The 15,216-nt window shown below is 47.1% G+C and carries 14 protein-coding genes; 2 read left to right on the forward strand and 12 right to left on the reverse strand.

Translation table 11 applies throughout. The annotated features are described in order from the left end of the window. Positions 1 to 14 precede the first annotated feature (14 nt). The 6 genes from AC6CIB_RS07360 to AC6CIB_RS07385 all read right to left on the reverse strand — a co-directional run bounded on the left by AC6CIB_RS07360 (position 15) and on the right by AC6CIB_RS07385 (position 8,392). Complete coding sequence (locus AC6CIB_RS07360; protein ID WP_498279229.1) at positions 15 to 1,628, reverse strand: ABC transporter substrate-binding protein; 1,614 nt, start codon at positions 1,626 to 1,628, stop codon at positions 15 to 17. 28 nt (positions 1,629 to 1,656) lie between these two features. Then, on the reverse strand, positions 1,657 to 2,535 hold the full coding sequence (locus AC6CIB_RS07365; RefSeq protein WP_498279231.1) for a carbohydrate ABC transporter permease: 879 nt from the start codon (positions 2,533 to 2,535) through the stop codon (positions 1,657 to 1,659). Positions 2,536 to 2,550: 15 nt separating this feature from the next. Then, positions 2,551 to 3,435, reverse strand: a complete 885-nt coding sequence (locus AC6CIB_RS07370) for an ABC transporter permease (protein WP_498280509.1) — start codon at positions 3,433 to 3,435, stop codon at positions 2,551 to 2,553. Positions 3,436 to 3,703: 268 nt separating this feature from the next. Next, positions 3,704 to 5,041: an ABC transporter substrate-binding protein gene (locus AC6CIB_RS07375; protein WP_498279233.1), complete on the reverse strand. Its 1,338-nt coding sequence runs from the start codon at positions 5,039 to 5,041 to the stop codon at positions 3,704 to 3,706. Further along, the gene (locus AC6CIB_RS07380) at positions 5,038 to 6,630 is read right to left on the reverse strand and encodes a response regulator transcription factor (protein ID WP_498279235.1); all 1,593 of its coding nucleotides are present in this window, start codon (positions 6,628 to 6,630) and stop codon (positions 5,038 to 5,040) included. The genes AC6CIB_RS07375 and AC6CIB_RS07380 overlap by 4 nt, the downstream gene beginning before the upstream one ends. Next, a complete protein-coding gene (locus AC6CIB_RS07385) occupies positions 6,605 to 8,392 on the reverse strand; it encodes a sensor histidine kinase (protein ID WP_498279237.1) in 1,788 nt (595 codons plus the stop codon). Before AC6CIB_RS07385 ends, AC6CIB_RS07380 begins: the two co-directional genes overlap by 26 nt. A 333-nt stretch (positions 8,393 to 8,725) precedes the next feature. Between AC6CIB_RS07385 and AC6CIB_RS07390 the strand changes: the two genes are divergently transcribed. Beyond that, entirely contained in the window at positions 8,726 to 8,968 is a 243-nt protein-coding gene (locus tag AC6CIB_RS07390) for a hypothetical protein (protein WP_498279239.1), read from the forward strand. 167 nt (positions 8,969 to 9,135) lie between these two features. Here AC6CIB_RS07390 and AC6CIB_RS07395 read toward each other — a convergent pair whose 3' ends face one another. After that, on the reverse strand, positions 9,136 to 9,363 hold the full coding sequence (locus AC6CIB_RS07395; RefSeq protein ID WP_498280511.1) for a hypothetical protein: 228 nt from the start codon (positions 9,361 to 9,363) through the stop codon (positions 9,136 to 9,138). Between the two features lie 290 nt (positions 9,364 to 9,653). Between AC6CIB_RS07395 and AC6CIB_RS07400 the strand changes: the two genes are divergently transcribed. Beyond that, positions 9,654 to 10,448 carry a sporulation protein gene (locus tag AC6CIB_RS07400; protein WP_498279241.1) on the forward strand — a complete coding sequence of 265 codons (795 nt, stop codon included), beginning with the start codon at positions 9,654 to 9,656 and terminating at the stop codon, positions 10,446 to 10,448. A 127-nt stretch (positions 10,449 to 10,575) separates the two neighbouring features. Here the strand turns inward: AC6CIB_RS07400 and cntE are convergent, their stop codons facing one another. From cntE to opp1B, 5 genes are read right to left on the reverse strand one after another with little or no spacing between them, the layout of a single operon-like run. Beyond that, on the reverse strand, positions 10,576 to 11,775 hold the full coding sequence (gene cntE / locus AC6CIB_RS07405; protein ID WP_498279243.1) for a staphylopine family metallophore export MFS transporter CntE: 1,200 nt from the start codon (positions 11,773 to 11,775) through the stop codon (positions 10,576 to 10,578). A 38-nt stretch (positions 11,776 to 11,813) separates the two neighbouring features. Continuing rightward, positions 11,814 to 12,560 carry an ABC transporter ATP-binding protein gene (locus tag AC6CIB_RS07410; protein WP_498279245.1) on the reverse strand — a complete coding sequence of 249 codons (747 nt, stop codon included), beginning with the start codon at positions 12,558 to 12,560 and terminating at the stop codon, positions 11,814 to 11,816. Between the two features lies 1 nt (position 12,561). Further along, complete coding sequence (cntD, locus tag AC6CIB_RS07415) at positions 12,562 to 13,368, reverse strand: staphylopine uptake ABC transporter ATP-binding protein CntD (RefSeq protein ID WP_498279247.1); 807 nt, start codon at positions 13,366 to 13,368, stop codon at positions 12,562 to 12,564. Next, positions 13,365 to 14,264 (reverse strand): staphylopine uptake ABC transporter permease subunit CntC, encoded by a 900-nt coding sequence (gene cntC / locus AC6CIB_RS07420; RefSeq protein ID WP_498279249.1) that lies wholly within the window; start codon positions 14,262 to 14,264, stop codon positions 13,365 to 13,367. Before cntC ends, cntD begins: the two co-directional genes overlap by 4 nt. Further along, positions 14,265 to 15,197, reverse strand: coding sequence for a nickel/cobalt ABC transporter permease (gene opp1B / locus AC6CIB_RS07425; RefSeq protein ID WP_498279251.1), 933 nt, complete (start codon positions 15,195 to 15,197; stop codon positions 14,265 to 14,267). It abuts the gene before it with no gap. Positions 15,198 to 15,216 lie beyond the last annotated feature (19 nt).

A 15,216-nucleotide genomic window follows, 5' to 3' on the forward strand; every position in this document is an offset into this window, starting at 1 on the left:
CAGCCGGAATTTGATTATGATTGGTTTCGGTCATATCCATCCTGCTTGATTTTCAGCCATTCCTGTAATCCGAGGCGATCGAGTTCTTTCAAGTAATCCGCCCATTCTTCATCGGCTTTCCCGTTGGTGATCCATTCCGCCTTTTTACGCTTCACATAAGCAAGCAAATCGGTCTCGATTTTCGAAAGCTTATCTAATTCCTCAAGGGAGAAGAATACTTTTGGATAGATGTTTTCCGCCTTCATATCCGGTACCATGACATCCTTCATGAGCCCCAGTCTCCAGGCAGCATCATCCGGTTTCGTCGTCACGGTTCCATAGTATTCGTCCAAGATTGCCAGTGGACCGCCGACGGATGTTTTTTCCCTGAGCTCTACAGGAGCCGTTCCCTCTAATGGAAGATGCTTTAATGAATGGCTTGCACTATCCATTTCGAAGATGTTTTGCTGTTTGTCATCCCCGTAGGTTCCCCAGTTATTTTGAACCGATTGGAGGGGGTTATAGAACTGATCAATCCATTTCGCCGTCAATTCAAGGTTCTCGTTAGCACTCGTGATGACCATTCGGTTCCGGTCAAATCCCATGCCGTTCGTTCTTGTCACATTCTTCGTTCCATCCGGTCCTTCAAGGGCAGGCATGAGGTCGTATTGATCGTTCATACCCGTGATGTTGGCTTTATCCCATGTGAAGTACATTCCGTAGCGACCTTCTTTTCCTTTCGACAGGTAGGTGTTCCAATCCTGTTCAAAAGCTTCTACGTCGATCAAGTCTTCTTTATATAACTCATTCAAATAATTGATGGCATCCTTATACCCTTCATCGGCTGCCGTCAGCTTTACTTCTCCATCATTCGTGACGACGGTGTGATCCCAGTTTTCCCCTAATCCAAACGAGCCAAATAAGAAGGACACATCTTCACCACCATGATTGATGATGAAGGACATCGGAATCTCATCGGCCTCACCATTTCCGTTTGGATCCTGCGTCTTGAATGCTTTCAGGACTTCTTTTAGTTCATCGGTTGTTTTCGGCATCTCAAGCCCCAGTTTATTCAGCCATTCGACATTGATCCAAGGGAAGTCATCGACGGAGTGGATACTTTCTTTCCCTGAACCAAGCTCTTCAATCCAAGGGAAGGAATAGATGTGTCCATCCGGTGCCGTCATCATCGATCGATATTCAGGGGCATCTTCCAAGACCTTTTTCAGGTTGGGCATATGCTTATCAATCAAATCCTCAACAGGAACGACCGCTCCATCCTTCGCAAGCTTTAACAGCTCATAGTCACTGTATCCTGCATTCATAATCGCGTCTGGAAGCTCCCCACTAGCGACAGCGAGATTCCGTTTTTCATTGAAGGTTTCCCCCGCTGTATAATTGGTCCAGTCGATCTTCACTCCTGTTTCTTCCTGGAGCCTTTTGAAGATCAGCTTTTCATTTGGATCATCCGGAGCAAGTGGTGAGCTGGATGTCATCATCTTAAGCGTCACCTGTTCCTCTAAAGGAAACTTCACATTTTCCAGTTCATAATTCTCAGAAGAAGCACTTTCACTGTTGTTGCTGCACCCGGCTGCAAGCAGCATACCTGATATCAGAAGCGCCGACATTGTGTTCACCTTTTTACCCATTTTTAAACCCCCATTGTTAATAAGTTGATTATTTTAAAGATCCCACCATAACACCTTTTTCAAAGTATTTCTGGAAGAATGGATACATAATGATCAGCGGTAAGCTTGCTAATACGATGGATGAATACTTGATCATCTCTGAAATTCTTTGCAGTTCTGCGGCAGCCTGCTGATCAGCGATCATTCCCGGTTGCACCTCATTCTGGATAAGGATCGAGCGCAGGACGAGCTGTAACGGGTACAAATCCCGGTCCTCAAGATAGATCATCGCATCGAAATACGAATTCCATTGCGCGATGAACGCATAGAGCGCGATGACAAAGATAATCGGCTTTGACAACGGAAACACGATGTTCAAGAAAATCTTGAACTCCGATGCACCGTCGATTCGTGCTGCTTCCTTCAACTCATTCGGAATCGATTTGAAATACGTTCTCGCCAGGATGATGAACCAGACGTTGATGGCATTGGGAAGGATGATCGCCCAAATCGTGTTCAGCATCCCTAAGTCCTTCACAACCATATACGTCGGGATTAATCCTCCGTTGAAGAACATGGTGATGAGAAAGAACACCATAATGAACTTTCGTCCGACAAGCCCTTCAGCCGAGAGGGAATACCCGGCAAAGATGCATACACACACGGTGATGAGGGTGAACCCGGCAGAATAGAGAATCGAGTTGATGAATCCTTTGACGATGGTCCCGTCCTCGAAGATCCGTTTATATCCTTCGAGCGTCCAATCCGACCCGCTGATGAATAATCCCTTTTTGACCAGAACATTCGGCTCAAGAACCGATGATAGTAGAACGTATATCAACGGGAACAGAACGATGATCACGATTCCCCCAAGCAGGATTTTGTTGATGAAAAGAATGAATTTATCTGACCTGGTGTATTGGTACACCTCGTTTCCCCCTTTCTATAAAAGACCTTCGCCTTCGTTTAATTTCTTGACCACCCGGTTGACGAATACCAACAAGATGACATTGATGACGGCATTGAACAATCCCACTGCCGTGGCGAATGAATAGTCACCGGCCTGTAGCCCACGCTTATATACATAGGTCGAAATGATTTCCGAGGTTGGCAGGTTCATAGACGTCTGTAACAGATAGGCTTTCTCAAATCCGATGGCCATGATGCCTCCTGCTGCCAGGATGAACAGGACCGCCATCACAGGCTTCAGCGTCGGAAGATCGATGTGCCAGATGCGTTGCAGCAGGGACGCCCCATCTACGGTTGCTGCATCGTGAAGCTGGGGATCCACATTGGCGAGTGCCGCCACATAGATGATCGATGCCCACCCTGCGCCCTGCCAAACCCCTGACCAGATATAGATGCTTCTGAAGGCATCGGGATCAGACATGAACGAAATCGGCTTATCCGTAAATACCGACAACATCGCATTAATGGGTCCCGTAGGTGATAGGAAGAGAAAGACCATCCCCGAGATGACAACGACCGAGATAAAATGTGGTGCATAAAGGATGAGTTGAAAATTCTTCTTTACGCCTGCTTTTCGGAGCTGATTCAGCATGAGTGCAAGTATGATCGGGATCGGAAACCCAATCAGAAGCTCAAAGGAACTTAATTTCAGAGTATTGACCAGGATATCCATGAAATTCGGAGACGATAAAAAGTCCGTAAAGTGCTTGAATCCCACCCATTCACTGCCATTGATCCCCCTGATGGGACTGAAATCCTTAAATGCGATGGATGCCCCATACATGGGAACATACTTGAAAATGATCGTAAGAATGATGGCCGGTGCAAGAAACAAATAGAGAATATAGTTTTTCTTCATATAATGGAGCTTGGTTTTGAGTTTCGTATTTTTCTTTGTTTCCGATATAACGGGTGTATCTGCCTTGGCAAGTTCTTGCAATCTTTTGACCCCCTTTATAAAAATCAAGTTGTTTAGAAACAATGACCCGCCCATTTCGGTGAGGATGTCTGTTGAGTTCACTTTACTAGATTCCAAGAATGAAAACGTTTACTATTTTCGGATAAAACAGTTTAAATATTTTGGAAGTTTACTGCACAAAAAAACCTCTGGCAGCTGCCAAAGGTTTCTATTCCAAATCATTCAGTTCTTCATTAATCTTTTTTACCGCCTCTTCTGCCGAAGTTTTGACATCCTTCCCTCCGATTCCCACGTCTTCAAATAGAGTTTTGACCGCATCACTCACGACAGGATAGGCTGGAGTAATCGGTCTATTCCTGGAGTACTTTTGTGCCTGTTCCACGAAAATATTCTTCGGGTACTCATTGAACTCAGGAAAGGCTTCTGCAACGGAATAACGCGCCGGAACATCCCCGGTGATATCCACATACTTCTTTGCACCTTCAAAGCTGGTGACATAACGGATAAACTCCCATGCTTCATCGGGATAGTCGGTTTCAGACGAAATACCGAGGGACCACCCACCGTTTGGAACCGCCTGCTCGCTCCCTTTCGGCAGGGCGGTAATCCCGAAATCCTCACCCAGCCGGAAATCAGGATTCATCATACTGAGACTCTCCACCATCCAGGAACCGAGGACCGTCATGCCAAGCTTATCGGTCTCCAATGCTTCCTGGGGGAGTTCGACCTTGGCCACCCGGTGTTTCTGATATAGATTCTGATAAAACTGGAGGGCTTTCAGTGAAGCCGGGGAGTTCAAATATCCACTGGCTGTCTGATTTCCCGGATCCAATACATCTCCTCCAAATTGCCAAAGAATAGGCATCTTGAAGTAGGAAGGCGACTCCCCATCCGGGAATCCCTGAGCTGGGTCGATCCCCGTGATGTCAGGTGATAAAGCAGAAATTTTCTTAGCTGCCTCGAGGACCTCATCCCATGTCATCGGATCATGTGGATTTTTGGAAGGGAGGGGCACCCCTGCTTTTTGGAACAAATGAATATTATAAAAAAGGGCGACACTCGATTCTGCAATCGGTGATAAGTAGATTTCATCCTCATATGTGATCCCCTTCAACGTAGGGGATGCGAGATCCTCAATATGGCCTTCTTGTCTCATATAATCGTCGAGGGACATCAGACCACCCGCACTGGCATAAAGGGCGAGGGTCGGCGTATCGATCGTCAAAATATCAGGAGGATCACCCGCAGCCATCTCGGTTCTAAGCTTCAACTCATAATCCCCATATGGGACAGGGACCATCTCCACTTCGATCGTGGGATGCTCTTTATTGAAGTCAGCCACCAGCTCTTCATACGCTTGATTTTCAAGTTCTGTCCCTCTGTTTCTCCAGAATGTCAGGTGGATCTCGGCTTGTTCATCCAGTTTTCCACCAGCCTTCTCCCTGCTCGTTTCCTGGAAGGAGGTGAAATAGAAGATGCTGTAGATCCCGGCTGTCACCATGAGTATCGCCGCCAGTACATAGATGACGGTTAATTTATCCTTCATCGTGCCTCCCCCTTATCCACTGTCATGGATTTCCGGTAATCAAGTGGCTTTTGTCCAAAACGCTTCTTGAACACAGTGCTGAAATAGCCTGAATTGGAATAGCCGACAAGATGGGCAATCTCGATGATCTTTAACTGTTCATCCATCAACAGGGAACGGGCTTTGTCCATTCGAAGGTTCACGAGATAATCACTGAAATTCTGCCCTACCAGTTCTTTGAACATCTCCGATAAATAGGCCGAGTTGATATGGAATTGATCGGCAAGGGAGGTGAGTGAAATTTCATTGGCGTAATGCCTGTCCATGTACTGCCTTACATTTTCCACGATGGCCGTTCCATTAGAGGAATGACGGGTTTCACTCACCTTTTCCGCAATCATTCTTGCTAGCTCTAGCAGTTCGCCTTTGACCCGCTCCCGGGACGTCAGTTCCCATATACCCAGTTGACAATTCCACAGATTCTTCTTCATGTCATCAGTGTACAGATCATATTTTCTTGCCATGGATCCCAGCATGAAGAGCACCCGGCTCGCTGCAAAGGAATACGACATCACCGATTGCCGGTCGCATTCAGCAAGAGTAGTCAGAAGATGTTTTTTGAAGGTCTCGAATTCCCCCTGCTCCATACTGTTTGACAGCTTCCATTCAGCATCCTCAGTGAACTCGATGGTCTGTTTACTCGTTGTCCCGTCGATGAGCTGGGACGTGGCCTCAGCTGAGCTTTGGCTCCAGGAGAGAAGGGCCGAAATATACCCGTTCTTTAATTGTGATAAACCCCTGACCACTTTCCCCAGTCCGATGACCGTTTCAAGATGCAGATAGGTGCTGACACTCTTTTGCAGCTTCTGAACAAAGATAGGGACTTGATTTTCCCCTGAGTAATGATGACATAGGAAATGAAGCATATTCGGGTAGCTCGTGTCGTAGAAGGACATGATTCCTTCATGCTCATAGGATAATTCCCTGCAAAGCATCTTGAATGGAAGAAACAACTCCCTTACCTGCTCGCGTTCCCTGCTTCGTATCTCTACGGTGATGAACTGTACGACAGCGTCCTCACCTACTAGCACATCGAGCTTCAGCTGACTGAGTCTCTCGCCGGCAATATTCATCCCCGCCCATTCATCCTTCACTAAATGAAGCAGGTACTGCTCCCTCATTTCCTCGGCATGGAATTGGTTCATTCTGTCCGTTTCCATCCTTCTCTGCTTCTCCGCTTCAATCTCGCCCTTGCTTTTCCTGAGGGCAGCCGTCAATTCCTCGGGATCGACGGGCTTAAGCAGATAATCCTTCACTCCTTCGACCAAAGAGGAACGTACATACTCGAAATCCGCGTATCCCGACAGGACGATCACCTTGATATCTGGATCCTTACCCGATAGCACTTTCACAAGCTGCATCCCATCTAAGACTGGCATCCTGACATCGGTTAGGACAAGATCAGGCATCACCTCTTCTATAACCTGTAACGCTTCCTTGCCATTCGAGGCTTCACCGGCAATAACAAAGCCTTCTTCTTCCCAGTCCACTTTCCACTTCAACCCTTTACGAATTTGAATTTCATCATCGACCAGAATCACCTTCAGCATGAAGATCCCCCTCTCCACTTTTTATGCATAAGACAATGGTTGTGCCTTGATTCTCTTCTGATGTAATGTGATAGGTAAAATTCTCTCCGTAATACAGCTTCAAACGCCCTAGGACATTTTTAAGCCCGATGCTGCGTCCTTTGCTTTCCAACACATGCCGCGATTCGTGACGGCCCAGGTCAAACTTCAACTCTTCCACGATGGACTCAGGGATCCCGATTCCATTGTCCTCAATCACAATCTCCACCCAGTCATCCATTTTCTTCGTCGAAATGCGAAGAACAGCCTCCGTCTTCTTTATGAAGCTATATTTCACAGAATTCTCTACGAGTGGCTGGATGACAAACTTAATGATCGGGAGCGTAGAGGCTTTAGGATCTTCCTCAATGGAAACGGAGAGAGCCTCTTCATAGCGCAGCTTCAAAATTTCCATAAATCTCCGTATATAGGTCATTTCTTCCCCGAGGGTCACCATGTTCGATTCCGTATTGAGGGAATATCTCATGATCCTCCCTAAATGGATCGTGACATCAATCACCTCTTTGTTCTTCCCTTGAGCTGCGAGTCCACCGATGGTCTCTAGGGTATTATTGAGGAAATGGGGATTGATTTGCAGGAGTAGCGCTTTGTATTCCGCATCCCGCCTGCGTATATTGGCTTCATATTCCGTTTCAATCAGAGTGTCCAGGCGGTTGGTCGTCTGGCCGAACACATCCACCACATAGCCAATCTCATCATTTGCTGTCTTAATGGAAGGGATCAATTGCTTGGCTTTCTTAAAATCTCCCTTTTCCACCAGCTTCATGGCACCGGTCAATTTCCCTAAAGGCTTTACGATGGTAGAAGAAAGGAGGTAAGACGCCATGATCGTCAATAAGAAGATCCATCCACTCGTCAAAAGGAGGTTCCTCTGAAGCTCATTAATCTGAGAGAACAATTCGGACTTGGTAATTTCACTGACAAGCACCCATTCCCCCACCCTTGCCTTCTGATAGAAGAGCATATACTCTTCCTTCTCGAAAGGGACCTCTATTAATCCTGAGCTTTTTGGCTCCGTCTTTATGGTCTTTAAGCTTTCTTTTACCACATTCTCTGGTGTATCGATGCTTCCGGTCAACACATTTCTGCCGTGGCTGTCCAGGAGATAGACTCTCCCGTTCTCCCCCAGCTTGATCTTGCTTAATGCTTTCTCTAGGAGGGACGATGGGAAGTTCACCTTGATCACCCCGGATAAATCAAGCGTATTGATATCAAAGAGTGGAAGAAGGTAACTATTCACCTGATCCGCTATCAGATCATTATGAGACCGAAGCCAACGCTGATCGTCTTTATAGAAATCATTGAACCAAATCGTTTTCTCTAGAGGAGGAAGATTCCCGGCAGTCCCAGTCCCATCGTTGAGGTAAACCGATACGGACATCGACTTGGAATTGTTGATCATCATCGAGGATAACTCCGCCTTCAACTGGTTCTTCATCAGAAGACGTTCGGCACCCGTTGCCTCCCTGTCATTCTCTTCGGACTTGATCCATTCCTGAGTCGTAGGGTTCACCAGTACCTGCTTTCCTAAATCCTCTGCCTGTGACGTAATCGAATCTATATACAACGAATATTGCTCCATCATTTCAATCGTCGAACTCGTCGTACGTTCTTCCATGATGGACGTAAACCAGTTGGGAATCAGGATCGACAGAACTAGAAAAGGAAAGGTCAGTAGCAAGGTGAAAATCATAAATAATCGGTTGCGAAGTGAGAAAAACATAGCGCCTCCATGGTTGCTGCAAAATAGTATTTTATTATTCGAAAAAGTGAAACTACTATTCTTTTAAATTTACCATAGAATGAGGGGGGTAAAAAGGCAGAAAGATGTGGAGAGGAGGGTTTCCGTCTTTGCGAAGACCCCCAAGTCGTTAAAGTAGAACGAAGGAATAACGTTATAAACATACCGAGCAATCACAGATGGTTGATGGGTAAACTCATGAATGAATCGGTAAAGCGCGGTTGGCTCTATTCACTCTCCAATGCGCTCTATTAACTAGAAGAAGAGTTCCTTCTTTTTTTGCGATATAAAAACCTCTGAGGTTCTTTTGAGAGAGTGAAAACAATAAATAATAGGACAAGCTCACAATCACTCACGAATGTATTGAATATTTGCAATGCCGGTGTTGAACAAACCGCATCGGAAGGGTCTCAGAACCTGACTGGAAAAGATGGAGAGAATGCAAGCCAAGGCGGACAGATCGCGGATAAAGGTGGTCAAAATGCCAACCAATTTGGACAGGTTGTTAAAGATGGTGGAGAGAATACAATAGAAGATGCAGATAATGAGCCTGGCTAGTTAGAGCGAAGAAAAGAAGAACGTATTCAAATTTCGATATTTTATATAGTTTTGAGCATGCATCTGTGTGAATTTTCTTTAGATATGTACACGTAGCCCTATCCAGGGATCCATGCAAATTCGGTGCCTGTCATCTATTACCGTGAATCAGGAACAGACCGGGATTTTCACTCCCCGTCATCCCCACCATCGCCATCGCTATCCCCACCATCAAAAAAGTCATTCACCTTTTCTATTAAGCTATTATTTCCCCCCTCGTCTTCACCCAGTTTAGACGAATGAAGGAAACTCTCTAATGTAAAGACTTGAACAGCCTGTTGCTTGTATCTTGTCATAAAGTAGAAACAGACGATAAAGATAAGGATTAGAAGCACGATGAATGCCGGTATCATCATGTTATTCAAAATGGACACACCTCCTTATGTTGTCTTTCTTATGAATATGAAAGGATAGGTGTTTACATGACTGGCCCAACTGCATGACTCATTATTTTCATTTTCCCCTTGCTATGAAACGCGTTTCATACATTAGGCTGAAAGAAGAATATGATTGGCGTAACGCCATCCCGGCGGCGTGACAATCATAGATGCTTGTCCGAAGTGTTCATACATCTTGAACACTTCCCCTTCCTCTCAAACTGACAATCTATGCTACGATAGGATAATAAGAAGGGGGTTGAATGCACATGTCCATGTTCAATAAAGTGATTGCGAGTATCGGGATTGGTTCCGCGACCGTTGATACGAAGGTGAAGCGGGCCTATATTCGGCAGGGTGAGATGCTCGAGGGAGTCGTAGAGATAAAAGGTGGGAATACGGATCAGCGAATCGAGTCAATCGATCTGAAGCTGATGACGATGTACGGCCATGAAGGCGGAGATCGACTGTCACCTGCCGTCGTGGAAGTCCAACAGCTCAATGAGCCCTTTACCATTTCTATGGGAGAAAAAAAGCACATCCCGTTCTCATTCAAGGTTCCCCTGGATACGCCGATCACGATGATACACCCTGAAACGCAGAAGAATGTTCCACCAGTCTGGATCGATACGGGCATCGATATCAAGAATGCTATTGACCCAAAGGACAGGGATTATATATCCGTTGACCCGACAACCGTTCATGAAAATATTATGGATGCCATCAAGGTCATCGGGTTTAAATTCAAGCAGATGGAGAGTCAGAACACCCCGGTATGGGTGAAAACGAACCGTCCTTTCGTACAGCAATATGAATTCACTCCATCCTTCGGTAAATATAGCCGGAAGCTCGACGAACTCGAAGTCTATATCCTGCAGGGCGACCATGAAACCACCATCTATTTCGAAATCGACAAACGCAGCAAAGGATCGATGGCGGTCTTAATAGAAAAATTCAACCTGGATGAACACAGAGGAAGCGTGACCCTCGACAATCAGGAAATCCTGCTTAAGAGAAGTCGTGTGAGTGATACGTTTGAAGAGATTATTGATGAGGTTCTATGAATCATGAATGGGGTGAATAAGATCATACCACCAAACGATCAGAGGTATTGCTCCCCTGATCGTTTTTTCGTAAAATTCCTATGAAGTAAATAGACGTTCCCCCTACACATACGTATACAGGTGATGATTAACAAGATTCTCTCTCACTGGCCAGATTAGGCTCCATTGTCCTTTTGAAAGAAAAGAGGATCATCAACCCTCCTAGGATCGCACACATCCCGTACATAAAAGAGTAGGACGAGAGGTCGGCGAGTGGGCCCATCACCACTCCACCAAGGGAAACTCCTAAGTCGGCCGTGGCAATGAAAAGTCCCAGAAGGACATTCCGTTCCATTTTCGGTAGGACAAAGGATAGATACGTGGTGAGCGTTGGATAAATCAGGGCCTGGGCCAATCCTATCCCGACAGCTCCCCCATAGAATAGGATACCGCCAAGCGTCTGGGAGAAGCTGATGCATAGGGCTGCCAGTGCGAGAAGAAGCATGGTCCCCATGACAAAGGAGGCGTGCCACTTGCCGTCAGAAGGGATATGTTTTCTCAAGGTGAAACGGGCAAACACTACGGTTGCTGCCTGCAACATGAGAAAGACACCGGCACTTCCACTCTCCATCTGTAATGCGTATAGAGGGATGAAGGTGGTGATGGCCCCGAATATGATGGAAGAACCAAGCATGAGTACGCTGCATTTGAATAAGAAAGGATTTTCCACCAATTGGGTGAAGGAGGCAAGCATCTTCCCGCCTTTCCCATCCTTTTCCGGTACCGCTTCACCCTCCTTTGTTTCCAACTTGGCTGTGTACCCAAATAAGCCCGTCACAACGGCAAGCCCAATCATGACGTAACCGAATGAATCCATTCCTTCCTGCCAGATTCCGATGGCCAATAAGGGGCCAAGTATGCCTGGAATATAAGAAAATAAAGAATAAAGCGAGATGCCTTGCGACCGGCCTTTTTCAGGCAGTGCATCAATGATCCCGATCTGAATGGCCATGGAAAAGAAGGCCGTCGCCACCCCCTGCAGCATCCGGGCCACAAGATAGCTTCCGAGTCCTGAAATGGTATACAGGGCGAGTGCAAGCCCGTTCAGGATCAGGATGATGCGAAGGATCCGGGTAGGTCCGTGCTTTTGAATGATCTGGCCAGCCCAGGGCCGGAAGAACATCGTCGTAAATAGATAAGCCCCCATCACCAGGCCGATCGTCGTGTTGCTCGCTCCCCACTCCTTTCCTTGAAGGGGGATGAGCACATTCAAAATGGCGTTGGCGCTGAAATAACAAAGGACTACCAGATATAAACGTAAAAATGACCACGATAATGCTCCATACACTGTATATCGCCTCCTAACATCTTGATGATTTAAAGAGATTAAAACGTGACTAGTGCCCGTAACAGCTGGTTCGCATAATCGGATTGCACGGCTTTTAAGCGTTCCGTTTCCACCATCTCATCCACCTGTCCGTGGCGAAAGATGAGGATGCGGTCGCAGATATAGGCGGCTGCCTGAATATCATGGGTAATGAACACATAGGTCATGCTGTGTGTTTCTTTCAGTTCCCGTAAGAGATTCAATACCTGTAATTGAACCGACACATCAAGGGAACTGATGGCTTCATCAAAGAGGATGCAGGCTGGCTCCGTGGAGATCGCCCTTGCGATGCACACCCTTTGGATCTCTCCACCGGACAATTCATGGGGATATTTATGCTTGTATGTATGAGGCAATCCTACTTCATTCAACAGTCCGTCGACCTTTTTGGTCTTCTGATCCGCTGATATCTTCTGCAGTTCAAGAGGCTCAAGGATGGCCTGCTCCACTGTGAAAAATGGATTGATGGAAGATTTGTAATCCTGGAACACCGCGCTGATCTTCCCGATTCGTCGCTTCCTCTCCGCTACATCGACCCCATCAAGGGTAACAGTTCCCCGGTCCGGCTTCTCAATCCCGATCAGCAGCCGCCCCAGTGTCGATTTGCCGCTGCCGCTTTCCCCGATGATGCCCAGGCATTCCCCTCGCATGACTTCAAAGCTGACATCGGTCAGCACTTGCTTCCTCTCTTTCGAAAAGAGGCCTCCACGTTGATATGATTTGTCTACATAATTAGCGTTCAGCATATTAATGACTCCCCATCAGTCTGTTAAAATGGTGGCTCAACGATTGCCGGGTGGATACCAGGTACTTGGTATATTCCTTTGCCGGCTCGGCGAACACCAATTGAGCATTCCCCCGTTCAATGATCCTGCCGTCCTTCATCACCAATAGATCATCGGCTATGTGACGGACCACCCCCAAATCATGGGAGACGAAGATCATGGAGCACCCAATCCTTTCCCGTAACCCGATCAGCTGATTCACCACTTCATACTGAGTGATGGTATCAAGGGCTGTCGTCGGCTCATCGGCGATGATGAGATCAGGTTCCAGAATAAGGGCCAGGGCAATCATAATCCTCTGGAGCATCCCTCCCGATAATTGATGAGGATATTTGTTCAGCACTTCGGCAGGATTTGTGATCATGACACTTTCAATGGCGAGTTTCAGCTTTCGTTCCGTCTCCCTTTTAGACCAGTTGAAATGTTCCGCTGTCACCTGACGTAAATGAACGCCTATGACACGTGATGGATCAAATGCGGTCATCCCATTCTGCATGATCATGTACATCTGTTTGCCCCGTTTCTTCCTCATCGCTTTTTTCGAAAGGGTAAGGAGATTTTCCTCTTTAAAAAGGACGGTCCCGGTTTCTTTCAGCCATGGTTGGTTCAACCTCATCAGCGACCGGCATGTCAGCGATTTACCACTTCCGCTTTCCCCGACGATGGCGAGTGTCCTCCCCTTCTTCACGTGGAAGGAACTATCCTTCACAAGCCATTGGTCCGTTTTTTCATCGACGATGGACAGGCCGTTTACCTCGAGTATATTCATTTTGTTTCAGCCACCTCTTTTCTTGATCCCGGGTTGATAAATGACAGGCTGTTCCTCCTGTGAACCCTTGTGCGCCGACTCCTTGGATCCAATGCAATCTGCAGGGAATCCGAAAGGAAATTGAAGGCCATTACAATGATGATGATGGCTAAACCGGGTGCCAGTAATAGCTCCGGCCGGGTAAACATCACGGATCGGGCTTCGTTCAGCATCATCCCCCACTCCGCCGTTGGGGCCTGGACCCCCAATCCGAGAAAGGAGAAACCTGAAATCTGCAGAATCATCGAGGAAATCGAACTGCTGGAAATAACCGCAATATCGGCAAACGTCACGGGTACGATATGCTTGATCAAGATCCTGCCGTGCCCCACCCCGATGGCCCTTGCATACCTCACATAATCAGATTCGGCAAATTGTCTGACCGAAGTCCGGATGACCCGGGCAAACCAAGCCCACTTAGTGACAATAAAAGCAATCAGTATATTTTCAAGCCCCACCCCGAATACACCAATAATGGCAAGGGCCATGACATATCCGGGAAACGACAGCATGATATCACAGACTCTCATCAGAACCGCATCCACTCTTCCTTGGAAATATCCCGACAGGAAACCGACGATAGTCCCGATCACCACGGAAATGGCCAGTGCCAGCAAGACCCACAAGACACTCGGCCGGATGCCATAAAGGATCCTCGATAAGATGCAGCGCCCCAAATGATCATTCCCTAACAGATAAGCCCATGAAGGGGTTGCATAACGTAAGCCCATATCGACTTCCGCCGGATCGTGTGGGGCGATAAACGGCGCAAAGAGACCACTCAAGAGGGTCAAAAGAATGACGATCAACGATACCATCGCCAGCTTATCATGACGTAAATTCGTTAATTGTCTCATTTAATGATCATTCCTTACTTTAGGATTCACAGCGGCATTCAAGATGTCAGAAATGGCATTGAACATCACGAATGCCACCGCCACAATCAGTACATACGCCTGAACGACTGGAAAGTCCCTGCTGACAATGGATCTGATACTCAAACTTCCTACACCCGGCCAGGCAAACACACTTTCCACGACGACCGTACTCCCTAATATAATCGGTATCGCCATACAAAAGACCGACACGGCGACCTGCAGGGAGTTGCGTATGATAAGGACGGTGACGCGCCATTCCTTCAAGCCGCATGCCCTGGCATAAAGCACATAATCTTCACACAATTGACGAAGCATCGAGCTTCGGACGACCCGGAAGTAAATCCCCGCATAACTGATGGTAATGACCAGGACGGGGAGGATGTAACTTGTATAGGAGTCCATGCCATTCGTCGGAAATAAATCGAGCTTCACGGAAAAATACCAGATCAATATAGATGCCAGTAAGTAGGAAGGCATGGCCGTCAAGAAGAACGAGGTGCCCCTGACAAACTGATCCACCGCTTTGTCCCGTTGCAATGCACAGATCACTCCAAGGAGAACCGACAGGATCATGACCGCAACGGAGGAAATGAGCGTCAACTTCACTGTGTTGATCAAAGCGGGTCCAAGGAGCGACCATACCGGCTGCCCTGTCACAAAGGACGTTCCAAAGTCCAATCGGAGGCATTCCATCAACCAATCCCCGTACTGAAGGAGAAAGGGCCGGTTGAACCCGAGCTCCTCCCTCGTCTCTTCCATCAGTTCATTCGTAATGACCGGTACCCCCTGGGACTTGAGGACGACCTCAGCCGGATCCATCGGGGACAGGCTCATCAACACGAACGTTATAAAGGAAATAATCATTAGGACCGGAATCGACACCAACAGTCTTCTAATGATGTATCGTATCAAGACAATCCTCCTCTCGGGA

It is taken from the genome of Rossellomorea sp. GQ25 (assembly GCF_059758515.1).